Source organism: Pseudomonas sp. HMSC063H08, assembly GCF_001813645.1.
In the GTDB taxonomy this organism is placed as follows: Bacteria; Pseudomonadota; Gammaproteobacteria; order Pseudomonadales; family Pseudomonadaceae; genus Pseudomonas; species Pseudomonas aeruginosa.
In genome coordinates this window covers 208035-230802 of sequence record NZ_KV813561.1, presented here as the reverse complement: position 1 = coordinate 230802, position 22768 = coordinate 208035, and the positions used below count along the sequence as shown (strand labels likewise).

General features: G+C 67.0%; 24 protein-coding genes. 9 read left to right on the top strand and 15 right to left on the bottom strand.

Annotated elements, in window-relative coordinates:
- The 8 genes from HMPREF2924_RS36620 to bioB form a co-directional block, all read right to left on the bottom strand.
- The coding region (locus HMPREF2924_RS36620) for an acyl-CoA dehydrogenase family protein (RefSeq protein ID WP_256567981.1) at positions 1-782 on the bottom strand (782 nt) is incomplete at its 3' end.
- 212 nt (positions 783-994) lie between these two features.
- Positions 995-2800 (bottom strand): phenylacyl-CoA dehydrogenase, encoded by a 1806-nt coding sequence (locus HMPREF2924_RS26160; RefSeq protein ID WP_003084842.1) that lies wholly within the window; start codon positions 2798-2800, stop codon positions 995-997.
- Between the two features lie 340 nt (positions 2801-3140).
- Positions 3141-3371 (bottom strand): hypothetical protein, encoded by a 231-nt coding sequence (locus tag HMPREF2924_RS26155; protein ID WP_003103338.1) that lies wholly within the window; start codon positions 3369-3371, stop codon positions 3141-3143.
- Between the two features lie 108 nt (positions 3372-3479).
- Complete coding sequence (gene bioD, locus HMPREF2924_RS26150; RefSeq protein WP_003129110.1) at positions 3480-4166, bottom strand: dethiobiotin synthase; 687 nt, start codon at positions 4164-4166, stop codon at positions 3480-3482.
- 3 nt (positions 4167-4169) lie between these two features.
- The gene (gene bioC, locus HMPREF2924_RS26145; RefSeq protein WP_015502249.1) at positions 4170-4994 is read right to left on the bottom strand and encodes a malonyl-ACP O-methyltransferase BioC; all 825 of its coding nucleotides are present in this window, start codon (positions 4992-4994) and stop codon (positions 4170-4172) included.
- Positions 4987-5709, bottom strand: coding sequence for an alpha/beta fold hydrolase (locus HMPREF2924_RS26140; protein ID WP_003084828.1), 723 nt, complete (start codon positions 5707-5709; stop codon positions 4987-4989). The genes bioC and HMPREF2924_RS26140 overlap by 8 nt, the downstream gene beginning before the upstream one ends.
- Positions 5702-6907 carry an 8-amino-7-oxononanoate synthase gene (gene bioF, locus HMPREF2924_RS26135; RefSeq protein WP_003084826.1) on the bottom strand — a complete coding sequence of 402 codons (1206 nt, stop codon included), beginning with the start codon at positions 6905-6907 and terminating at the stop codon, positions 5702-5704. Before bioF ends, HMPREF2924_RS26140 begins: the two co-directional genes overlap by 8 nt.
- A 105-nt stretch (positions 6908-7012) precedes the next feature.
- Entirely contained in the window at positions 7013-8071 is a 1059-nt protein-coding gene (gene bioB, locus HMPREF2924_RS26130) for a biotin synthase BioB (RefSeq protein ID WP_003103330.1), read from the bottom strand.
- A 168-nt stretch (positions 8072-8239) separates the two neighbouring features.
- Here bioB and HMPREF2924_RS26125 point away from each other — a divergent pair, with 168 nt between their 5' ends.
- Positions 8240-8629 (top strand): fimbrial protein, encoded by a 390-nt coding sequence (locus HMPREF2924_RS26125; RefSeq protein ID WP_218014958.1) that lies wholly within the window; start codon positions 8240-8242, stop codon positions 8627-8629.
- 43 nt (positions 8630-8672) lie between these two features.
- Here HMPREF2924_RS26125 and HMPREF2924_RS26120 read toward each other — a convergent pair whose 3' ends face one another.
- The 5 genes from HMPREF2924_RS26120 to HMPREF2924_RS26100 form a co-directional block, all read right to left on the bottom strand.
- A complete protein-coding gene (locus HMPREF2924_RS26120; protein WP_003084819.1) occupies positions 8673-9650 on the bottom strand; it encodes a 5-oxoprolinase subunit C family protein in 978 nt (325 codons plus the stop codon).
- Positions 9640-10518: a 5-oxoprolinase subunit B family protein gene (locus HMPREF2924_RS26115; protein ID WP_019484654.1), complete on the bottom strand. Its 879-nt coding sequence runs from the start codon at positions 10516-10518 to the stop codon at positions 9640-9642. The genes HMPREF2924_RS26120 and HMPREF2924_RS26115 overlap by 11 nt, the downstream gene beginning before the upstream one ends.
- A gap of 1 nt (position 10519) precedes the next feature.
- Positions 10520-11896, bottom strand: a complete 1377-nt coding sequence (locus tag HMPREF2924_RS26110; protein WP_003129071.1) for an acetyl-CoA carboxylase biotin carboxylase subunit — start codon at positions 11894-11896, stop codon at positions 10520-10522.
- A gap of 10 nt (positions 11897-11906) precedes the next feature.
- Positions 11907-12155 (bottom strand): acetyl-CoA carboxylase, encoded by a 249-nt coding sequence (locus tag HMPREF2924_RS26105; RefSeq protein WP_003111233.1) that lies wholly within the window; start codon positions 12153-12155, stop codon positions 11907-11909.
- A gap of 76 nt (positions 12156-12231) precedes the next feature.
- Positions 12232-12990, bottom strand: coding sequence for a 5-oxoprolinase subunit PxpA (locus HMPREF2924_RS26100; protein WP_003111232.1), 759 nt, complete (start codon positions 12988-12990; stop codon positions 12232-12234).
- Between the two features lie 117 nt (positions 12991-13107).
- Between HMPREF2924_RS26100 and HMPREF2924_RS26095 the strand changes: the two genes are divergently transcribed.
- The 7 genes from HMPREF2924_RS26095 (at position 13108) to rarD (ending at position 18568) form a co-directional block, all read left to right on the top strand.
- Positions 13108-14034, top strand: coding sequence for a LysR family transcriptional regulator (locus tag HMPREF2924_RS26095; protein ID WP_003129068.1), 927 nt, complete (start codon positions 13108-13110; stop codon positions 14032-14034).
- Between the two features lie 53 nt (positions 14035-14087).
- Positions 14088-14381, top strand: coding sequence for a hypothetical protein (locus HMPREF2924_RS26090; protein WP_003084806.1), 294 nt, complete (start codon positions 14088-14090; stop codon positions 14379-14381).
- 138 nt (positions 14382-14519) lie between these two features.
- On the top strand, positions 14520-15245 hold the full coding sequence (locus HMPREF2924_RS26085; protein ID WP_003129066.1) for a ComF family protein: 726 nt from the start codon (positions 14520-14522) through the stop codon (positions 15243-15245).
- A gap of 41 nt (positions 15246-15286) precedes the next feature.
- The gene (locus HMPREF2924_RS26080; RefSeq protein ID WP_003129064.1) at positions 15287-15607 is read left to right on the top strand and encodes a YfiM family lipoprotein; all 321 of its coding nucleotides are present in this window, start codon (positions 15287-15289) and stop codon (positions 15605-15607) included.
- 67 nt (positions 15608-15674) lie between these two features.
- Positions 15675-16433, top strand: a complete 759-nt coding sequence (locus tag HMPREF2924_RS26075; protein WP_003103305.1) for a TOBE domain-containing protein — start codon at positions 15675-15677, stop codon at positions 16431-16433.
- 61 nt (positions 16434-16494) lie between these two features.
- On the top strand, positions 16495-17469 hold the full coding sequence (locus tag HMPREF2924_RS26070) for a serine/threonine protein kinase (protein WP_003129062.1): 975 nt from the start codon (positions 16495-16497) through the stop codon (positions 17467-17469).
- A gap of 202 nt (positions 17470-17671) precedes the next feature.
- Entirely contained in the window at positions 17672-18568 is an 897-nt protein-coding gene (gene rarD, locus HMPREF2924_RS26065) for an EamA family transporter RarD (protein ID WP_003103301.1), read from the top strand.
- Between the two features lie 689 nt (positions 18569-19257).
- Here rarD and HMPREF2924_RS26060 read toward each other — a convergent pair.
- On the bottom strand, positions 19258-19773 hold the full coding sequence (locus tag HMPREF2924_RS26060; RefSeq protein ID WP_003084789.1) for a glycine cleavage system transcriptional repressor: 516 nt from the start codon (positions 19771-19773) through the stop codon (positions 19258-19260).
- Positions 19774-19804: 31 nt separating this feature from the next.
- On the bottom strand, positions 19805-20248 hold the full coding sequence (locus HMPREF2924_RS26055; protein WP_003084786.1) for a GNAT family N-acetyltransferase: 444 nt from the start codon (positions 20246-20248) through the stop codon (positions 19805-19807).
- Between the two features lie 306 nt (positions 20249-20554).
- Between HMPREF2924_RS26055 and HMPREF2924_RS26050 the strand changes: the two genes are divergently transcribed.
- A complete protein-coding gene (locus tag HMPREF2924_RS26050) occupies positions 20555-22732 on the top strand; it encodes a malate synthase G (RefSeq protein ID WP_003129059.1) in 2178 nt (725 codons plus the stop codon).
- Positions 22733-22768 lie beyond the last annotated feature (36 nt).

The window sequence follows — 22768 nt, the reverse complement described above, 5'->3', positions numbered from 1 at the left end:
GCCTTGATCCCCATCTTGTGCTCGATGGAGCCACAGGAAACCGCGTTGCGCACGCCTGCCTCGCCGGCGGCGTCGGGGAGGAACTTCGGCACGATGAACAGCGAGATACCCTTGGTCCCGGCCGGCGCATCGGGCAACTTGGCCAGCACCAGGTGAACGATGTTCTCGCTCAGGTCGTGCTCGCCGGCGGAGATGAAGATCTTCGTCCCGCTGATCGCATGGCTGCCGTCGGCGTTCGGCACCGCGCGGGTCTTGATGATGCCCAGGTCGGTGCCGCAGTGCGGCTCGGTCAGGCACATGGTGCCGGTCCAGGTGCCGGCGGTCATCCGCGCCAGGTAGAGGTCCTTCTGCGCCTGGCTGCCGTGGGCGTGGATTGCCGACATGGCGCCGCGGGTCAGGCCCGGGTACATGCCCCAGGAGACGTTGCTGGCGCCGATCATCTCGCTGAGCAGCAGACCCAGCGAGTGCGGCAGGCCCTGGCCGCCGTACGCGGGATCGCTGGCGACACCGTTCCAGCCACCCTCGACGTACTGTGCATAGGCTTCCTTGAAGCCCTTGGGCGTGGTCACCACGCCGTTGTCGAAGTGGCAGCCTTCTTCGTCGCCGGAGCGGTTCAGCGGCGCCAGAACCTGTTCGCAGAATTTCGACCCTTCATCGAGGATCGCCGCCACCATGTCCGGGGTCGCGTCGCTGGCGCCGAGCGCCTGGTAGCGCCCATGGAAGTCGAATACCTCATCGATCAGGAAGCGCATGTCGCGCAGCGGAGCCTTGTATTCCGGCATCTCTGTTCTCCTCGGCAGGGGCGCCCCACAGGCGCGAATCCCTCGAAGCTACTGCGCCGGGCGGGCGCCTACAATCACGCTGCGGACGCTGAATGCAACGCCATAACCCCGAGGTCGAAAGGCCAGGATGCAGCGGATCGCAGGCATGAAAAAGCCCGCCGAAGGGCGGGCTCTTTCTCACCTGGGGAACGGGCCGCCAGCGGCCCGTTCCATCAGTAACCGAGGGCGAAATCTTCCTCGGCCATCTCCATCAGGTTGTTGGCGCCGGACAGCATGGCGGCGACGTGGGCGCGGGTACGCGGCAGGATGCGCTGGAAGTAGAAGCGCGCGGTCTGCAGCTTGGCCTTGTAGAAGGCTTCCTCGCCGGTGCCGGCGGCCAGCTTCTCGGCGGCCAGGCGCGCCATGTCGGCCCAGAAGTAGGCCAGGCAGGCGTAGCCGGAGTACATCAGGTAGTCCACCGAAGCGGCGCCGACTTCCTCGCGATCCTTCATGGCGGCCATGCCGACCTTCATGGTCAGGTCGCCCCACTCCTTGTTCAGCTGTGCCAGCGGAGCGACGAATTCCTTGACGGCTTCGTTGGCTTCGTTGGCCTGGCAGAACTTGTGCACGATCTTGGTGAAGCCCTTCAGCGCCTCGCCCTGGGTCATCAGCACCTTGCGACCCAGCAGGTCGAGGGCCTGAACGCCGGTGGTGCCTTCGTACAGCATCGAGATGCGGCTGTCGCGGACGTTCTGCTCCATGCCGTGCTCGGCGATGAAACCGTGGCCGCCGAAGATCTGCACGCCGTGGTTGGCGGACTCGAAGCCGACTTCGGTCATGAACGCCTTGGCGATCGGCGTGAGGAAGGCCAGCATCGAGTCGGCGGCTTTCTTCTGCTCTTCGTCCTGGCTGCGCTGGACAATGTCGACCTGCTTGGCGGCGAAGTACAGCATCGCGCGATTGCCTTCGGCGAAGGCCTTCATGGTCAGCAGCATGCGGCGCACGTCAGGATGCACGATGATCGGGTCGGCGGGCTTCTCGGGCGCCTTCGGACCGGTCAGCGAGCGCATCTGCAGACGCTCGCGAGCATAGGCGATGCCGCCCTGGAAACCGACTTCGGCATGGGCCAGGCCTTGCAGCGCGGTACCCAGGCGAGCGGTGTTCATGAAGGTGAACATGCAGTTCAGGCCCTTGTTCGGCGGGCCGATCAGGAAGCCGGTGGCGGCGTCGAAGTTCATCACGCAGGTGGCGTTGCCGTGGATGCCCATCTTGTGCTCGATGGAACCGCAGGAAACCGCGTTGCGCTCGCCGGCGTTGCCTTCGGCGTTGGGCAGGAACTTCGGCACGATGAACAGCGAGATGCCCTTGGTGCCCTGCGGGGCGTCGGGCAGGCGGGCCAGGACGATATGGACGATGTTGTCGGCCATGTCGTGCTCGCCGGCGGAGATGAAGATCTTGGTGCCGGTGACCTTGTAGCTGCCGTCGGCCTGCGGCTCGGCCTTGGTGCGCAGCATGCCCAGGTCGGTGCCGCAGTGCGGCTCGGTCAGGCACATGGTGCCGGTCCACTCGCCGGAGACCAGTTTGGTCAGGTAGGTCGCCTGCTGCTCGGCGGTGCCGTGGGCATGCAGGGTGTTCATGGCGCCGTGGGACAGGCCCGGGTACATGCCCCAGGACCAGTTGGCCTGGCCGACCATCTCGCTGATGGCCAGGCCAAGGGATTCCGGCAGCCCCTGGCCGCCGTGCTCGACGTCATGGGCCAGGCTCGGCCAGCCGCCTTCGACGAACTGCTGGTAGGCCTCCTTGAAGCCGGTCGGGGTCTTCACGCCGTCGGCGCTCCAGGTGCAGCCTTCCAGGTCGCCGACGCGGTTCAGCGGAGCGATCACCTGTTCGCAGAACTTCGCACCTTCCTCGAGGATGGCGTTGACCATGTCGGGAGTCGCGTCTTCGGCGCCCGGCAGGCTCTGGTAGTGCGCTTCGTAGCCCAGCAGCTCGTCGCGAACGAAACGGATATCACGCAAGGGGGCCTTGTAATCAGGCATAGCAGTCAACCTCTACGAAGGGTTCTGGTTAATCGGCGACCGGACGGATGTCCAGAGTCTGCGGTCGCAGTGCGGGATCGCTCCCGGTCGCCTTGCCGGACGCACTCATGCGTCCCGACTCTCAAACAGGCGTTTGAAACATACGTTTACGCCAATCCCTTGTCAAGCATCCGAACCGACCGCTCGGTCATGCCCGAAATCACTGGCTGCAACGACCATCCAAAGCGCTTTCGTCTCTCTCAGTAAAGCCCATGGCGAAGCGCCCGGCAGGCTTCAGGGGCCGCCGGGTGACAGTCGGAAAAGAAAGAGTCGGGGACGACCGCTGCCGGCCGCCAGGGAGTCAGGCGTGGGTGTCGATCAGGGTGCCGAGGGTCTCGTCGGCTACCTCGATGACCCGGGCGCCGCTCTGCGCCTCGAGCTTGCCGCGGGTCAGCTCGACCATCTGCTCGGCCTGGGGCGAACGGGCCTCCACGGTGTTGCGGGCGATCTCGCTGCCGGCCTGGGCGACGCGGGCGCTACCCGACTGCACCGCATTGAGGCCACTGACGAAAGCGTTGCCGGAAATTTCCACCGTCTACTCCTGGGGACGCGCACGCGCCGCTACGATAGCAAGTGGCTTCTATTCAAGCAGACTTGGCCGGCGCTGGGTACCGCCCGTTGGTTATGGACGGCCCGCTGTTTATAGCCCGATGCCCAGGGGCCGCAGGTCGAGGTGCGCGGCCACGGCCGCGGGAGTGGCTTCCTCCAGGCGCGGTACCCGGCCCAGGCAGGGCGCCGGCAGGCGCTCGGCGAGGGTCGCCAGGTTCTCCTCCAGGCGCGAGGTAGCCGGGTCGACCACGTTGGCCACCCAGCCGGCCAGCGCCAGGCCGTCGCCCAGGATCGCCTCGGCGCTGAGCAGCGCATGGTTGATACAGCCCAGGCGCACGCCGACCACCAGCACCACCGGCAGCGCCAGCAGGCGCGCCAGGTCGGAGAGGTTCTCGCGCCCCTGCAACGGCACGCGCCAACCGCCGGCGCCCTCCACCAAGGTGAAGTCGGCCTGTAGCGCCAGCACCTCGCGCACCGCCTCGTGCAAGCGTGCGGCGCTCAGTTCGACGCCGGCCTCGCGCGCCGCCAGGTGCGGGGCGATGGCCGGCGCGAAGGCCAGCGGGTTGACCTGCTCGTAGGCCAGCGCCAGCGAACACTGGCCGAGCAACGCCAGCGCGTCGCCATTGCGCAGGCCTTGCGCCGTGGGCTCGCAGCCGGAGGCCACCGGCTTCGCCGCGGCGGTGCTCAGGCCGGCACGCCGGGCCGCGTGGAGCAGGCCGGCGGCGATGGTGGTCTTGCCGATCTCGGTGTCGGTACCGGTGACGAAGAACGCCGGCATGGTTCAGGAATCCTTGCGCAGCACGCCGAAGACGACGCGGTAGGTAGCGGGCAGCCCCTCGGGCTGGCGGAAACGCTCGTAGGCGGCGACCAGCGCGCGGATACGCTGGCGCCCGGTCAGGCCGTCGGGCCGCCCGGGGTTGAGGTTGTGCGCGCCCAGCGCCTTGAGTTCGTGGGTCAGGCTGCGCAGGTCGGGGAAATGCAGGAGCCGGTCCTCGTGGCGCAGGGTCAGCGGCAGCAGACCGCTGCCGGCCGCGTGTTGCAGGTAGTCGGCGAAGGCGCGGAAGCGATTGACGTGGACGAAGCCGTCCACCACCCGCCAACTGTCGCGCAACTCGCCCAGGGTACCGACGCACAGGCTGCTGAACGCCAGCACGCCGCCCGGCCGCAGGACCCGCCGCGCCTCGGCCAGCACCGCCGGGAGGTCGGCGCACCACTGGATGGCCAGGCTGGAGAACAGCAGGTCGCAACTGCCGTCGCGCAACGGCAGCCTCTCGGCGTCGCCGCCGATGAAATGGCTGGCGCCGCCGCGCGCGCGGGCATGCCGCAGCATGCCTTCGGCGATGTCCACAGCCAGGCCCTCGGCCGCGCCAAAGCGGCGTTCCAGGGCCCGGCTGAAATGACCGGTGCCGCAGCCGAGATCGACCCAGCGGCGCGGCGAGAAGCCTTCCGGCAATGCCGACAGCAGGCTCTCGCCGACGCCGCGCTGGAGTTCGGCCACCGCGTCGTAGCTGGCCGCCGCGCGGGAAAACGACGCGGCGACCCGGCGCTTGTCGGGCAGCGCGGCAACGCCATGGGGCGCCAGCAGCGGCGCGGAATCGTCAGGCATCGTCACCCTCGCGAAGGAATCTCAGGATTGCGCTGGCCACCTCGTCCGGGCATTCCAGCGGCAGGCCGTGGCTGGCCGCCAGGGTCGAGACCTCGACGTCCGGCAGCCACTCGAGCAGGGCCTCGGCCGCGGCCACCGGCACCAGCGCATCGGCTTCGGCGAACAGATGCAATTGCGGCCCGCGGAAGTTTTCCAGGGCGGCCCGGGTATCCAGTTGGCCGAGCAACTGCAGGCCGGCGACCAGCGCCTCGCGCTCCAGCTGCGGCAGCGCCACCTGCAGTTGCCGCGCCAGGGTCCGAGGGTCGCGCGCACCCTGGCTGACCAGTAGGGTGAAACGCTTGCGGGTCAGGTGCGGTTCGAGCAGGAAAGCCTCGAAGAAGTCCTCGAAGGTTTCCGCCGGCATCGCGTTCGGCCAGTCCTCGCGCACGCGGAAGCACGGATTGCTGGCCAGGGTCAGCAGGCCCCGGCAATCGTCGCCGCGGCGCGCCGCCAGTTCGCCGGCGAGCATGCCACCCAGCGACCAGCCGGCCAGCCAGCTATCGCGCGGCAGGTTGTCGTCGAGTTCGTCGAGCCAGTCGGCGGCATCGTCCAGCGACGGCAGCGGCTCGATCAACACGTTCAGGTGCGGCTCGCGCTCGTGCAGCGCGTCGCGCAGCGGTTCCAGCGGTGCGCTGCCCAGGCCCCAGCCCGGCAACAGGATCAGGTGGTCACGCATCGTCTCCCTCCTCGGCTTCGATCTCTGCCAGAAGGCTAGACGACAGCTGTCGCCAGCTTTCGCCGAGGGCTTCGAGCAAGCGGTCGACCTGCGCTTCGCTGTGCGCGGCGGACAGCGTGACGCGCAGCCGCGCACTGTTGGCCGGCACGGTTGGCGGGCGGATCGCGCCGACCATGATGCCGCGGGCTCGAAGCATGCCGGCCAGGGCCACGGCCTGGCGGCTGCCGCCGACCAGGATCGGCTGGATCGGCGTGAAGCTGTCCATCAGGGTCAGGCCAAGCGCCTCGGCGCCATGGCGGAAACGGGCGATCAACGCCGCCAGGTGTTGCCGCCGCCAGCTTTCGCGGCGCAGCAGCTCCAGGCTCTTCAGGGTGGCGCAGGCCACCGCTGGCGGCTGGCTGGTGGTGTAGATGTAGGGCCGGGCGTACTGAATCAGGGTCTCGATCAGTTCCTCGCTACCGGCTACGAAGGCGCCGGCGGTACCGAAACCCTTGCCGAGGGTGCCGATCAGCACCGGCACCTGCTCCTGGCCGAGGCCGAAGTGTTCGACGATCCCGCCGCCGCTGGCGCCCAGCGGGCCGAAGCCATGCGCGTCGTCGACCATCAGCCAGGCGCCGCGGGCCTGCGCGACGGCGGCCAGGGCCGGCAGGTCGGCGAGATTGCCGTCCATGCTGAAGACCCCATCGGTGACCACCAGGGTATTGCCCTCGGCCTTGTCCAGGCGCGCGGCGAGGCTTGCCGGGTCGTTGTGCAGGTAGCGCGAGAAACGCGCGCCGGAGAGCAATCCGGCATCCAGCAGCGAAGCGTGGTTGAGGCGGTCCTCCAGCACCGTGTCGCCCTTGCCGACCAGCGCGGTCACCGCGCCAAGGTTGGCCATGTAGCCGGTGGAGAACAGCAGCGCGCGCGGCCGCCCGGTGAATTCGGCGAGGGCCAGCTCCAGTTCGTGGTGCGGACCGCTGTGGCCGACCACCAGGTGCGAGGCGCCGCCGCCCACGCCCCAGCGCTCGGCGCCGGCGCGTAACGCGGCGATCACTTCGGGATGATTGGCCAGGCCGAGGTAGTCGTTGGAACAGAAGGCCAGCAGCGGCTGGCCGTCGACCACGACGTCCGGGCCCTGGGCCGACTCCAGCAGCGGCCGCTGGCGGTAGAGGTCTTCCGCGCGCCGGCTGGCGAGGCGGGAAGCGAGATCGAAGGACATGGCAGGTCGCTCGTGTTGCTGGACGGACGCAGGCGCACCCGTCCACGCAGGGCCGACATCAGCGGCTGCAACGAAGGGACGGCAGCGCCCTCCCTTCCAGTATGGTCAGGCGGAAGCGGCGTTATAGAACAGCTTCGATTCGCGTTGTTCCACCAACGCCTGCTCGATGGCGGCCTGGTGCACTTCGTCGGCGTGCTCTTCGCGCTCTTCCGGCTTGATGCCGAGACGGGCGAACAACTGCATGTCCTTTTCGGCCTGCGGGTTCTTCGTGGTCAGCAGCTTTTCGCCGTAGAAGATCGAGTTGGCCCCGGCCATGAAGGCCAGCGCCTGCATCTGCTCGTTCATCTGCTCGCGGCCGGCGGACAGGCGCACGTGGGACTTCGGCATCATGATCCGGGCCACCGCCAGGGTGCGGATGAAGTCGAAGGGATCGACGTCCTTCTCTTCCGCCAGGGGCGTGCCCTTGACCTTCACCAGCATGTTGATCGGCACCGACTCCGGGTGCTCCGGCAGGTTCGCCAACTGGATCAGCAGGCCGGCGCGGTCGTCCACCGACTCGCCCATGCCGAGGATGCCGCCGGAGCAGATCTTCATCCCCGCCTCGCGCACGTAGGCCAGGGTCTGCAGGCGCTCGCTGTAGGTGCGGGTGGTGATGATGTTGCCGTAGAACTCCGGCGAGGTATCCAGGTTGTGGTTGTAGTAGTCGAGGCCGGCGTCCGCCAGCGCCTGGGTCTGTTCCTGGGTCAGGCGGCCGAGGGTCATGCAGGTCTCCAGGCCGAGCTTCTTCACGCCCTTGACCATCTCCAGGACGTAGGGCATGTCCTTGGCCGACGGGTGCTTCCAGGCAGCGCCCATGCAGAAGCGGGTCGAACCGATGGCCTTGGCCTCGGCCGCCGCCTCGAGGACCTTCTGCACCTCCATCAGCTTCTCCTTGTCCAGGCCGGTGTTGTAGTGGCCGGACTGCGGGCAGTACTTGCAGTCCTCGGGACAGGCGCCGGTCTTGATCGACAGCAGCGTCGAGACCTGTACGCGGTTCGGGTCGAAGTGCGCGCGATGCACCGTCTGCGCCTGGAACAGCAGGTCGTTGAACGGCTGCTCGAACAGGGCACGGACTTCGGCGAGGGACCAGTCGTGACGGGTGGCGACGGAAGCGGTTGCACTCATGGGGAAGATTCCTTCGACGCTTGCATGGCGCCTTTTGTCGGGGAGCCCCGGCACGCCGGGGTCAGGCTTAAGGGGCATCATAAGTGGCTCTAGGACGCTGTCAACCCAGACCAGGACACAGGTATACACCTGATCAATATTTGATCATTTCATCGGCGATCGTCGCCCCTGAGCATTTCACCCAAGACACTCGACTTCGGCCTACTTCAAGCGCTTCAAGCCGCCACCAACCAGACCATCAAGGAAAAGCCCTTCCAGATCACTGCAAGCAAGAACTGCAATAGCGCCTATGGCCTGGGAGCCCTTCTGAGACCCGTGAATTCTTCCAGCACCGTAGGCGACACGTTGGTGCCGGGAGACAACAAGTCCGTAGGCATCACCGTGCTCAGGCAAGAAGACCGTCGCATCGTCCCCTTCAACAAAGAATTCCAATTGGTGGAACACAGCAAAGACCAGGTCGTGGTGAAGAACTTCCTGGCCCAACTGAAATGGATGACCAACGCACCTACGTTGGGTCGATTCAATGCCACCACTGCGATAGATATCTACTACAAGTGAGCGGGAGGCCGCTTCGCAGACGGAAGCGGCCGGTATCGACGACTCAGCGCAGGAAGAAGTGCTGGAGTCGTTGCACTTGCCAGTTGTAACGGCGACGCGCCTCGAGACCTTCCTCCAGGCTGACGGCGACGAAACGCGCCTTCTGGTTCGGTTGCATCTGCGCCAGCCGGTTCAGGTCGGGGCTGATCACCGTGCCCAGCGTGGCATATCCCCCACCGGATACCGCATCACGATGCAGGACGATGGGTTCGAGCCCGCCCGGTACCTGGATCGAGCCGATGGGATAGCAGGCGTCGACGATGTTGGACGGGTCCGAGCCTGCGCCGAATGGCTGTTCGCGCGGCTCGAACCGGAGCGCCGTGCCGCCCTTGAAGCGGTAGCCGGTGCGGTCCGCCTCCGAGCCGACGGTCCAGGTCTCGGCGAAGAAACGCTCGACCGCGTCGGGAGTCAGGCGATGGACGTAGAGTCCGGGAACTACCCGCAAGCTCACCTCGCCGCCGACCTCCACCTGCAACGAGCGCGGCAGCGCCAAGCCCTCCACGGCAGAGGGCGAGGCAGGTCCCAGGGGCAGCAGGTCGCCCTCCGCCAGTCGCCGTCCCTGCAAGCCACCGATCGCCCCCAGACCGTAGGTCGAACGGCTGCCCAGCACCTCGGGTACCGCGATGCCGCCGTCGATGGCGAGATAGCCACGGGCGCCGGCACGGATGAAATCGAACCCCAGGACCTGGCCGGCGCGCACCCGGAAGGAGGTATCCAGCGGCATCTCCGCGCCCTCCAGGCGAGGCGTCATGCGCGCCCCGCACACGGCCACCAGGGCGTCGCGCTGGAACTCCAGTTGCGGCCCCAGCAGCGCGCACTCCAGCACGGCGGCGGTCGGTGCGTTGCCCACCAGCAGGTTGGCAGCGCGCAGGGCATACTGGTCGAGCGCGCCGGACGGCGGGATGCCCAGGTGATAGTGGCCTTCGCGGCCGGCGTCCTGCACCGAGGTGGCGAGGCCGGGCTTGAGCACCTTAATCGACATACAGCACCTCCTGCAGATGTTGCGTGCAGCCTCGCGGATCGGCGAGGAACGCGTCGAGATCGAAACTCACCGGGCGGATGCGCAGGTCGAATGTGCCCGCTTCGACTTCGGCCGCCATGCGCTCGTATTCGGTCCGCTCGATGGGGCGGAACTGGACGATGTCGCCAGCGCGGAAGAACACCATCGATTCCTCGAGATAGGGCAGGCCCTGGCGGGGATCGAAGATCGGCGCCGGAGTCACGCCGAACATCTGATAGCCGCCGGCACCGCGCACCGAATAGATGCAGCCGAAGCAACCGCCGTGGCCGAGGGTCAGCTTCGGCGTGTCGATGCGCGGACGCAGGTACTTGGGCACCTGCAACTGCCGTTCGCGCTCGACCATCTGGTACATGAACGGCAGGCCGGCGACGAACCCGACCATCGAGACGAACCACGGCGTGCCGCTGTGCGCCTGGATGAACGCCCGCACGTCGGCGTAGCCGTTGATCCGCGCGGCGTACTCGAGGTCGGTGGAGTCCGGGTCCTGGTGACGGTCGCGGAAGCGCATCAGGGTCTCGTGGGTCCAGGGATCGTTGTACAACACCGGCACTTCGACGATACGCGTCTCGATGCTGCGCGCGGCAACCGCCTCGGCTTCCAGGCCGCGCACGGTCTCCAGCAGCGCCTGCGGGGCCAGCCGGTCGGGGTCGAAGCGGACCTGGAACGAGGCGTTGGCCAGGCACACGTCGAGCACCCCGGGCAATTGCAGGGTCTCGATGGCGCGGGTGATCGCCATGCCGCGGAAGAAGGCTTCCAGCGACATGGACTCGGCGACCTCGGCGAACAGGTGCTCGTCGCCGCCGAAGCTGTAGCGGATGTTGGCGTGCATCTCAAACCTCCTGCGCGGCGGCGGTCCGCTCGGCGAGCCAGGTTTCCAGGGTAGCGGTATCGAACTGCGCGGCCTGTACCCGCGCATCGGCGAGCAGCCAGCGGTGCAGCGGCAGGGTAGTGGCCATGCCGGCCAGCACGGTGCGCTCCAGCGCCTGGCGCGCGCGGGCGAACGCTTCGTCGCGGTCGCGACCATGGACGATCAGCTTGGCCAGCAACGAATCGTAGTACGGCGGCACCCGGTAGCCGGGGTACAGGTGGCTGTCCACTCGCACGCCCTCGCCCTGCGGCCACTCCAGGCGCTCCACGGTGCCGGGGCTGGGGAAGAAATTGCGCGCCGGGTCTTCGGCGTTGATCCGCATCTCCAGCGCCGCGCCGTTCAGGCGAATGTCCTCCTGGCGCCAGGGAAGCGCCTCGCCGGCGGCGATGCGCAGCATGGCCTGGACCAGGTCGATGCCGGTGACCATCTCGCTGACCGGATGCTCGACCTGGATACGGGTGTTCATCTCGATGAAGAAGAACTCGCCGCTGTGCGCGTCGAACAGGTATTCCAGGGTGCCCGCGCCACGATAGCCGAGACTCTGCGCCAGGCGCACGGCGCTCTCGCAGAGGGCCTGGCGCTGCGCGCCGTCCAGCGCCGCCGAAGGTGCCTCCTCGAAGACCTTCTGGCGCCGCCGCTGCAGCGAGCATTCGCGTTCGAACAGATGCACCGCGCGCTCGCCATCGCCGAGGATCTGCACTTCGATGTGCCGCGCCTGGCGGATGAAGCGCTCCAGGTACACCGCCGGCGAACCGAAGGCGGCCTGCGCCTCGCGCTGGGCGATGGGGAATTCCCGACGCAGTTCGTCGGCGTCGTGGGCGATACGGATGCCACGCCCGCCGCCGCCAGCGGAGGCCTTGACCAGCAGCGGATAGCCGACCTCTTCGGCGCAGGCCAGCGCCGCGTCGAGGTCGTCCAGCTCGCCGGGCGAGCCCGGCACCACCGGCACCCCGGCGGCCATCGCGGTACGCCGCGCCTCGGCCTTGTCGCCCATGCGGCGGATGGTCTGCGCATCCGGACCGACGAAGACCAGTCCGGCCGTCTGCACCGCTTCGGCGAAGGCAGGGTTCTCGGAGAGGAAACCGTAGCCGGGATGGATCGAGTCGGCACCGGTTTCCCGCGCCGCCATGAGAATCGCCTCGATATCCAGGTAGCTCCGCTCGGCCCGCGCAGGGCCGATCAGACGTACCTCATCGGCCAGCCGCGCGGCCAGCGAATCGCGATCCGCCTCGCTGCACACCGCTACCGTGGGAATGCCCAGTGCCTGCGCGGCGCGGATGATGCGCACGGCGATCTCGCCGCGATTGGCCACCAGCAGCTTGTTCAGTCGCTTGTGCATGGCGTCCTCCTCAGGTAGCGCTGGCGATCACCGCCAGCACCTGTCCCGGCTCGATGGCCTCGCCATCTTCCACGTGGAACACCTGGAGTATGCCGGCCTGCCCGGCCTGCACTTCGGAAAACTGCTTCATCACCTCGATCAGCCCGATCACGCTGCCGGCCTCGACCGCCTGCCCGACCTCCGCGTAGGGTGGCGCGTCGGGGCTGGCCTTGCGATAGAAGGTGCCGGGCAAGGGGGACTGCACGTTATGTTCGGCCATGACGAATCCTCATTATTCGAACGTTGTAGGAAATGGCAGAAAAGCTTGTCGCGAGGCTCGCCGAGGCGAGCGGCGCTCAACGCGGCGCCTTGATGCGGATGCCGGCGCCTTCCAGGCGCGCGCGGGTGCTGGCGACCAGCTCCAGGGCGCCGGGGGTGTCGCTGTGGATGCACACCGAGTCGAAGGCGATGTCGAGGTCCTCGCCCTCGACGGTGCGCACCTTGCCCTCGCGGCAGGCGCGCAGGACCTTGTCGGCGACCTGTTGCGGATCGAGGGCGGCGACCCGCCGGGTGAAGACGATGGAGCCGCTGCGGTCGTAGTCGCGGTCGGCGTAGAACTCGCGCACCAGCGGCTGGCCCAGTTCCCGACCGATGCGCCAGGTGGCCGAACCGGGCATGCAATAGAGCAGCAGTTCCGGTTCCAGGCGTTGCAGGGTCTCGACGAACAGGCGCGCGGCGGCCTCGTCGCGCGCCAGGTGCATGTAGAGCGCGCCGTGGGGCTTGACGTGTTGCAGCGACAGGCCCTGCAGCCGGGCGAATTCGCGCAGGGCGCCAAGCTGGTAGAGCATGTCGTTGACCAGCTCGATGGCCGGCGCGGCGATGTGCCGGCGACCGAAGCCGACCAGGTCGCGGAAGCCCGGATGGGCGCCGATGGCCACGCCATGCTCGGCGGCCATCTCCACGGTGCGGCGCATGCTGCTCGGGTCGCCGGCATGGAAACCGGTGGCGATGTTGGCGCTGCTGATCAGCGGCATGATCGCCGCGTCCACGCCATCGCCGATGGTCCATGGGCCGAAGCCTTCGCCCATGTCGGAATTGAGGTCGACTTCAGTCATTGCCGGCTGGCCTCATCTGCCTTGTTGTTGGATGGAGCCACGGTAAAAGCCGGGAAAGGTATTGGGTAGATTTATTATTTGATAGACTGGTTTCTGAAAAACAGATACCTCTTCCGGATGCTGCCCATGGCCCTGACCCTCCGCCAGGTTCGCTACTTCATCGCCACCGCCGAGTTCGGCCAGATCTCCCAGGCCGCCATCCACCTGAACATCTCGCAGTCGGCGGTGACCAGCGCAATCCAGGAACTGGAGGGCATGCTCGGCGTCGCCCTGTTCACCCGCACGGCCCAGGGCATGAACCTGACCGACAGCGGCCGGCACTTCCTCAACCACGCCTATTCGATCCAGCGCAGCGTCGACGACGCGCTCAACAGCCCGCAACCGGACACCCGGGTCGACGGCACCCTGAAGGTCGCCGCCAGCTATACCGTGATGGGCTATTTCCTCCCCCACCACCTGCAACGCCTGGCGCAGTGGTACCCGGAACTGGAGCTGCAACTGTTCGAGGACGAGCGCGCCAGCATCGAGCGCGGCCTCCTCGACGGTCGCTACGACATCGCCGTGCTGCTCACCGGCAATCTCACCGAGCCCGGGATCGCCGCCGAAACCCTGTTCAACTCCGAGCGCCGGTTGTGGCTGCCCAGCCGCCATCCGCTGGGCGAGAAGGCCGACCTGGGCCTGGCCGACGTGGCCGGCGAGCCCTACATCATGCTCACCGTCGACGAGGCCGGGCAGAGCGCGCTGCGCTACTGGCAACAGAGCGGCCACCGGCCGCAGGTGATCCTCCATACCAGTTCGGTGGAAGCGGTGCGCAGCATGGTCGCCAACGGCTCCGGCGTGGCCATCCTCTCCGATCTGGTGTACCGGCCCTGGTCGCTGGAAGGCAAACGCATCGAGACGCTATCGCTGGTCGACCCGGTGCCGTCGATGAGCGTCGGCCTGGCCTGGCGCCGCGACACCGAAGCGAGCGCCGGGATGCGCGCGTTCCGCGAATACTTCCGCCAGTCGTTCCTCGCTCCGCAGCAAAGCAGCAGCCGACGCTGAACCCGGCGGCTAATCTCTGATCCAACGCTGGGAACACTCAGGACAGGACACTCATGGGTACAGAAGGCTTTTTCGACGGACTGGGCGAGATGCTGGGCAGGGCGATCCGCTTCGTGGTGGACCTGCTCTCCGGCCTGCTGGGCGGCATCTGGGGCGCCATGGACGACTTCCTCCACGGCCTGGCCAGGGCCATCGGCATGGACGCATCGCTGTTCAGCTTCGTCTTCCTGGTGCTCGGCCTGTTGCTGCTCTACAGCGGCATACGCGCCTTCATGCGCCGCTCGATAGTCGGCGGGGTGATCTGGACGGTGCTCGGCCTGATCGTCATGAGCTGGCTCATCCACTGATCCACGCGTCGGCCGTTTCCGCAAGGAGCGAAGGAAGGCTTCGGTTATCCACAGGCGAGTTCCGAACCCGCTGGCAACGGCTGGTCGGCGGCGCGCGCCTGCGGTTGCATGGTGCGACATCCGCCAGGAAGTCCCGCCATGTCGTTCCCGCTTCGTCCTCTCACGCGCTGGCTTTTGCCGCCGCCGGCCTGCCTGCTCTGCGCCGCCCGCAGCGACCAGCCGCCCCGCCCGCTGTGCCGCGCCTGTGCCGCCGACCTGCCCTGGTCGCGCCAGCAGTGCCGGCGCTGCGCCCTGCCCCTGCCGCTGGACGGCCAGGTGTGCGGCGAGTGCCTGCGCCGCCCGCCGGCCTATGAACAGGCGATCGCGCCCTGGCGCTACGCCTTTCCGCTCGACAGCCTGATCAACCGCTTCAAGCACCAGGCGGCCTGGCCGCTGGGGCGGCTGCTCGGCGAGTTGCTGGCGGAACACCTGCGGCAACGCTACGCCGAAGGCCTGCCGCGCCCGGCACGCCTGCTGCCGGTCCCGCTGGCGCCACGGCGCGAACGTCGTCGCGGCTTCAACCAGGCGCAACAGCTCGCCGAGCGACTGGCCGGCGAGCTGGACCTGCGCTGCGATCCGCACAGCCTGCGGCGAGTGCTGGATACTCCGGCCCAGCAGGGCCTGGACGCGACGGTGCGGCGGCGCAACCTGCGCCACGCCTTCGCCCTGGCGCCCGCCAGCGATGTTCGCGGGCTGCACCTGGCACTGGTGGACGACGTGCTCACCACCGGGGCCACCGCCGAGTGCCTTTCCCGCCTGTTGCGCCGGGCGGGCGCCGCGCGGGTCGACGTCTACTGCCTGGCGCGCACGCCGAAGCCCGGCTGAGCTGGGCTAAACTGCCGTGCAACCGATACGGGAGAGGATCCATGCGCGCACTGCTGGTCGCGGCCTGCCTGTTGCTCGGCGGTTGCAGCCACTTCGCCGAAGACGACTGGCTGGGCGAAGACAAGGCCCTGCATTTCGCCAGTTCCGCGGCCCTTGCCGCGGCGGGCATGCAGATGGCCCACGACCGCGGCCTGCACGGTGCTCGCCAGGCACGCTTCGGCCTGAGCTTCTCGCTCGCCTTCGGCGTCGGCAAGGAACTCTACGACAGCCGTTCCGCCGGCAGCGGCTGGAGCTGGAAGGACCTCGCCTGGGACCTGGCCGGCGCCGCCGCCGGCTACGGTCTCTACCAGGCCGCCGAGTGACGCCCTTGCGTTTTGCCCATGGCTGTTGGAGCCTTCGCCGTATACGTCCGCTCATAGCGAAGCTTCCATGTCCGCACTCTCCACTCTCGCCCAGCACGTCACCCGTCGCCCGCAACGCATCGCCCTGCTCGCGCAGATCGCCGAACTGGGCTCCATCACCCGTGCGGCGAAGGCCGTGGGCATCAGCTACAAGGGCGCCTGGGACGCCATCGACGAACTGAACAACCTGGCCGAGCGTCCGCTGGTCGAGCGTAGCGTCGGCGGCAAGGGCGGCGGCGGCGCCCGGCTGACCGCCGAGGGCGAACGCCTGCTGGCTCTCTACCGGCGCCTGGAAGCCTTGCAAGCGCAGGTGTTGCAGGCCGCTGAAGACGCCGAGGACCTCAACCTGATCGGCCGCCTGATGCTCCGCACCAGCGCACGCAACCAATTGCACGGGCGGGTCCTGTCGATCCATGGCGAAGGCTTCCACGACCGCATCGCCATCGAGCTGCCAGGCCAGCAACGCATCGAGGCGCTGATCACCCGCGCCAGCACCGAGCAACTCGAACTCGGTCGCGGCCGCCCGGTACTGGCGCTGATAAAGGCCGGCTGGCTGGACGTCGGGCTGGAACCGCGCGAGGACCAGCCGAATCAGTTGCAAGGCACCCTGGAGGAAATCCTCGCGGCCAAGGCCGGTCCCAGCGAGGTGCGCATCGCCCTGGGCAGCGGTCTTACCCTCTGCGCGCTGCTGTCCGGCGAACGCCTGGCCAGCCTGGGGCTGAAGAAGGGCCAGAAGGTGATCGCCTCCTTCGATCCAGCCCAGGTCCTGCTCGGCACGCCGCTGTGAACCTGCCGGCCCGCGCCGGCTTGCGTACACTAGGGGTCTTTCGAGCCTTGGATGCCCCGTCATGTCCCATCCCTTCGACCAACTGACCCCCGACCTCGTCCTGGATGCCGTGGAAAGCCTCGGCTATCTCAGCGACGCACGGGTGCTGGCGCTCAACAGCTACGAAAACCGCGTGTACCAGGTCGGCATCGAGGACGGCGAGCCGCTGATCGCCAAGTTCTACCGACCGGACCGCTGGAGCGACGCGGCGATCCGCGAGGAGCACGCCTTCTCCGCCGAGCTGGCGGAATGCGAGGTGCCGGTGGTGGCGCCGCTGTCGCGCGACGGCGAAAGCCTGTTCGCATTCGCCGGCTTCCGCTTCGCCCTGTTCCCCCGGCGCGGCGGGCGCGCGCCCGAGCCGGGCAATCTCGACCAGCTCTACCGCCTCGGCCAGTTGCTCGGCCGCCTGCACGCGGTCGGCGCCACGCGGCCGTTCGAGCACCGCGAGGCGCTCGCTGTGGATAACTTCGGCCACGCCTCGCTGGCCACCCTGCTGGAAGGCAATTTCATCCCCAGGAGCCTGCTGCCGGCCTACGAGTCGGTCGCCCGCGACCTGCTGAAACGCCTCGACGCCCTGTTCGCCGAGGTGCCCTACCAGCCGATCCGCCTGCACGGCGACTGCCATCCGGGCAACCTGCTGTGCCGCGACGAGGTCTACCACATGGTCGATCTCGACGACTGCCGCATGGGCCCGGCCCTCCAGGACCTGTGGATGATGCTCGCCGGCGAGCGCCACGAACGCCTGGCGCAGATTGCCGAACTGGTCGACGGCTACAATGAGTTCCACGACTTCGACCCGCGCCAGCTACCGCTGCTCGAAGGCCTGCGCAGCCTCCGCCTGATGCACTACAGCGCCTGGCTCGCGCGGCGCTGGGACGACCCGGCGTTCCCACCGAGCTTCCCCTGGTTCGGCAGTGAACGTTACTGGGGCGAGCAGGTGCTGGTGCTGCGCGAACAACTGGCGGCGCTGGACGAGGAACCGCTGCGGCTGTTCTGAGCCTCCTGCGGACAGGGCGAATGGCGCGCGGCGCTATCCGTCCCGCCGCGGGGCAGGCGAGGGAACGGCAAGTGTGCCGGTGCTTTTCCGCGGGAACTGTGCGCAGACAACCCCGTCACCCCCCTACTAGAATTCACAGGTCATCCGCTCGTGCATGCCGTGCACGGCCATTCTTACCTGCCTGACGTTTCAAGGATTCTCCATGGCGACCGCCAACCTCCGTCGGGGCTATGTCCTCGGCCTGACGGCTTATGTGATCTGGGGATTGTTCCCGCTCTACTTCAAACTGCTCGAACGCATTCCCGCGGTGGAAATCATCGTCCAGCGCGCGGTCTGGTCGGCCCTGTTCGGCGCCGTCCTGCTGCTGTTCTGGAAGCACCCGGGCTGGTGGCGTGAGCTGCGCCAGAATCCGCAGCGCTTCGTCGTGCTGGCCGCCAGCGGACTGCTGATCGCCAGCAACTGGATGACCTATGTCTGGGCGGTGAACAACGGCCACATGCTGGAAGCCAGCCTGGGCTACTACATCAATCCGCTGATCAACGTGATGCTCGGCATGTTGCTGCTCAAGGAACGCCTGCGTCCCCTGCAATGGCTGGCGGTGGCCCTGGCTTCGCTGGGCGTGGCGCAGCAGGTCTGGCAACTCGGCAGCCTGCCCTGGGTGTCGCTGGTGCTGGCCCTGACCTTCGGCTTCTACGGCCTGATCCGCAAAAAGGCGCCGGTCGCCGCGCTGCCCGGACTGGTGGTGGAAACCTGGCTGCTGCTGCCGCTGGCGCTGGTCTGGTTGCTGTTTTTCGCCGACGGGCCGACCAGCGAAACGGCTTTCTGGAGCACCCCGGAAGCCCTGTGGGTGGTCGCCGCGGGCCCGGTGACGCTGGTTCCGCTGGTCTGCTTCAACGCTGCGGCAAGGCACCTGCCCTACGCCACCCTGGGCTTCCTGCAATACCTGGCACCGACGCTGGTCCTGCTACAGGCGATCCTGCTGTTCGGCGAGCATCTGGACTCCAGCCGCCTGACCGCCTTCGCTTTCATCTGGCTCGCCCTGGCCGTCTACAGCTTCGACGCCTGGCGCAGCCTGCGCCGCCTTCCCCAGCCGGGCTGACGTTATCCCCAGGCTTGCGGAACTCCGCAAGCCTGGCGAAAAAACACGCACTCCTTCCTATCCCCCGCTAATACTGACGCTCAGCGATCCACCCCAGGCTTTTCCACAGGTTCATGCACGTACTTTGTGCATAGACCTGCCTTCTCCTCCCCGCAGGCGCGTGGATAACTTGTCGGAAGAAGCCCTGCAAAGCGCCTGATCAGTCTTTGAGCACACCGCTGTATGCCAGTATTACCAAGGGTTACAACGATATACACAAGGCTTATCCACAAATCTGCCCAAGGCTTTTGTGAGCAACTGTGGATGAACCGGAAAAGCCATCGATCAAAAAACGTACTGACACCTGGAGTACCGATGGATAAAGGCCTGCATGGATTCTTCCCCGGCTTACCCACAGACTGCTCCACGTTATTTGTGCACAGGGGCAATGACAGCGGCGAAGGTTAATCCACAAGAAAAAGCGCAAGAGAGGCTGCTCAGAAAACGAGCAAACCCTTGTATCGCCCATGGATAAAGGCCTGCAAGGTTATCCACACAGAATACCCACAGGCTGGTCCACCTGGCTTGGGAATAACCGCAACGTAGCTGGTCAAAAAACGCGCTACGACCTCCAAGCCTCGCGGCGCCTGGGCTTCAGGGTTTCACCCAAGGCTTTTCCACAGGCCCGTCCCCGGCTTTCCTGAACAACTTCAGGACGCGTCCAGCACCAATTCCACCATCAGGTCGTCGGCCAGGTCTTCCAGTCGCTCGCGCAGGGTGTCCAGCGACAGGGTCAGCGGCACCGCCAGCAGCGCATCGGCATGGAACAGCGGTTCGCTGCTCATCGGCGCCGGGCGCACTTCGGTGGACAGGCTCTCCAGGTTCACCCCGTGCTCGGCCAGCAGCCGGGTGATGTCGCGCACGATACCGGGGCGGTCGTTGCCCACCAGGTCGAGGTGGATAGGCTTCCAGTTGCATACCGGCTCGATCCCGCTTTCCGCCAGGAGCACGCGGATGCCATGGCTGGACAGGCCCTGTAGCCCTTCCACCAGTTCGTCGTAGCCCTCCGCCGGCACGGCCACCCGCAGTATCCCGGCGAACTGCCCGGCCATCCGCGACATGCGGCTTTCCAGCCAGTTGCCGCCGTGGGAGGCGATGCATTGGGCGATGCGCTCGACCAGGCCGGGATGGTCGGTGGCGATCACGGTCAGGACCAGGTGATCCATGAGCTTGCCTCCTGCTGGGACGAATGGGAGTTCAGAGCTGCAGCCAGTAAGTGTAGAACTGTTCGTCACGGACATAGCCGAGGCGCTCGTAGAGCGACTGCCCGGCGTGGTTGGTCTTCGCCGTCTCCAGTTGCAGGCCGCAGGCGCCCATGCTTTCGGCGAAACCCCGGGCCTGGTTCATCAGGGCCTCGCCGACACCCTGGCGGCGCGCCTCCGGGCGGACGTAGAGATCGCTGAGCAACCACGAAGGTCGTAGCGCCAGGGAGGCGAACAGCGGATAGAGTTGGACGAAGCCCAGCGCCCGCGCCTCGGCATCCCTGGCCAGGAACAGGGTCGAATCGCCTTGGCGCAGGCGCTCGGCGAGGAATGCGCGGACTTGCTCTTCCGGCGCCGGCACTTCGTAGAAGTCGAGGTAGGCGGAAAACAGCGGAACCAGGTCGGCGAGATCGGCGAGGGATGCGGCATGGACGGGCATGGCGAGGCTCCTGGGGCGATTCCGGGAGTATAGGCAAGGCGCTCGCAGCGCAGTGAAACATCCTGCGACGCCGCGCCGCAGTTGGGCTCGCGATAAATCGTGTACTGTTTTTAGATTTATCTGGAACAAAGTACAGTTTTTTTGCGAACATTGAGCCTGGCCAACGTGACCGTGAAGCGTCATCCAGTCGTAACGCGACGCGTAACCACTGATTTTTCCCGCGGCATCATGTAGTATGCCGCGGCTCGGACTACAAGGCCGTGCGGCCCGGGTCCAGAGCTGGTCTAGAGCAGAGTGAGGCAAACAATGACTGAACGCGTTCAAGTCGGTGGCCTGCAGGTCGCCAAAGTCCTGTTCGACTTCGTGAACAACGAAGCCATCCCCGGAACCGGCGTCTCTGCCGACACGTTCTGGACCGGTGCGGAGGCCGTGATCAACGACCTGGCGCCGAAGAATAAAGCCCTGCTCGCCAAGCGCGACGAACTCCAGGCCAAGATCGACGGCTGGCACCAGGCTCGCGCCGGCCAGGCCCACGACGCCGCTGCCTACAAGGCCTTCCTCGAGGAAATCGGCTACCTGCTGCCCGAGGCGGAAGACTTCCAGGCCGGCACCCAGAACGTCGACGACGAGATCGCCCGCATGGCCGGCCCGCAGTTGGTGGTGCCGGTGATGAATGCGCGCTTCGCCCTCAACGCCTCCAACGCCCGCTGGGGCTCGCTGTACGACGCGCTCTACGGCACCGACGTGATCAGCGAAGAAGGCGGCGCCGAGAAAGGCAAGGGCTACAACAAGGTTCGCGGCGACAAGGTCATCGCCTTCGCTCGCGCCTTCCTCGACGAGGCCGCGCCGCTGGAGTCCGGCTCCCATGTCGACGCCATTTCCTACAGCGTGAAGAACGGCGCGCTGGTCGTCGCGCTGAAGAACGGTAGCGAAACCGGCCTGAAGAACGCTGGCCAGTTCCTTGCCTTCCAGGGCGACGCCGCCAAGCCGCAAGCGGTACTGCTCAAGCACAACGGCCTGCACTTCGAAATCCAGATCGACCCGAGCAGCCCGGTCGGCCAGACCGATGCCGCAGGCGTGAAGGACGTGCTGATGGAAGCCGCCCTCACCACCATCATGGACTGCGAGGACTCGGTCGCCGCGGTCGACGCCGACGACAAGGTAGTGATCTACCGCAACTGGCTGGGCCTGATGAAAGGCGACCTGGCCGAGGAAGTCAGCAAGGGCGGCAGCACCTTCACCCGCACCATGAACCCGGACCGCGTCTACACCAGGGCCGACGGTTCCGAACTGACCCTGCACGGCCGCTCGCTGCTGTTCGTGCGCAACGTCGGCCACCTGATGACCAACGATGCGATCCTCGACAAGGACGGCAACGAAGTGCCGGAAGGCATCCAGGACGGTCTGTTCACCAGCCTGATCGCCATTCATGACCTGAACGGCAACACCAGCCGCAAGAACAGCCGCACCGGCAGCGTGTATATCGTCAAGCCGAAGATGCACGGTCCGGAAGAAGCCGCCTTCACCAACGAGCTGTTCGGCCGCGTCGAGGACGTCCTCGGCCTGCCGCGCAACACCCTGAAGGTCGGCATCATGGACGAGGAGCGCCGCACCACCGTGAACCTGAAGGCCTGCATCAAGGCGGCCAAGGATCGCGTGGTGTTCATCAACACCGGCTTCCTCGACCGCACCGGCGACGAGATCCACACCTCCATGGAAGCCGGCGCCGTGGTGCGCAAGGGCGCCATGAAGTCGGAGAAGTGGATCGGCGCCTACGAGAACAACAACGTCGACGTCGGCCTGGCCACCGGCCTGCAAGGCAAGGCGCAGATCGGCAAGGGCATGTGGGCCATGCCCGACCTGATGGCCGCCATGCTCGAGCAGAAGATCGGCCATCCGCTGGCCGGCGCCAACACCGCCTGGGTCCCGTCGCCGACCGCCGCGACCCTGCACGCCCTGCATTACCACAAGGTCGACGTGTTCGCCCGCCAGGCCGAGCTGGCCAAGCGCACCCCGGCCTCGGTGGACGACATCCTGACCATTCCGCTGGCGCCGAACACCAACTGGACCGCGGAAGAGATCAAGAACGAGGTGGACAACAACGCCCAGGGCATCCTCGGCTATGTCGTCCGCTGGATCGACCAGGGCGTCGGCTGCTCCAAGGTGCCGGACATCAACGACGTCGGTCTGATGGAAGACCGCGCCACCCTGCGCATCTCCAGCCAGCTGCTGGCCAACTGGCTGCGTCACGGCGTGATCAGCCAGGAGCAGGTGGTCGAGAGCCTCAAGCGCATGGCCGTGGTGGTCGACCGGCAGAACGCCAGCGACCCGTCCTACCGGCCGATGGCGCCGAACTTCGACGACAACGTCGCGTTCCAGGCCGCCCTGGAGCTGGTGGTGGAAGGCACCCGGCAGCCGAACGGCTATACCGAGCCGGTCCTGCATCGCCGCCGCCGCGAGTTCAAGGCGAAGAACGGGCTGTAGGCCGTTCGCCGCAGCGCAGCGAAAAGCCGCCCCGAG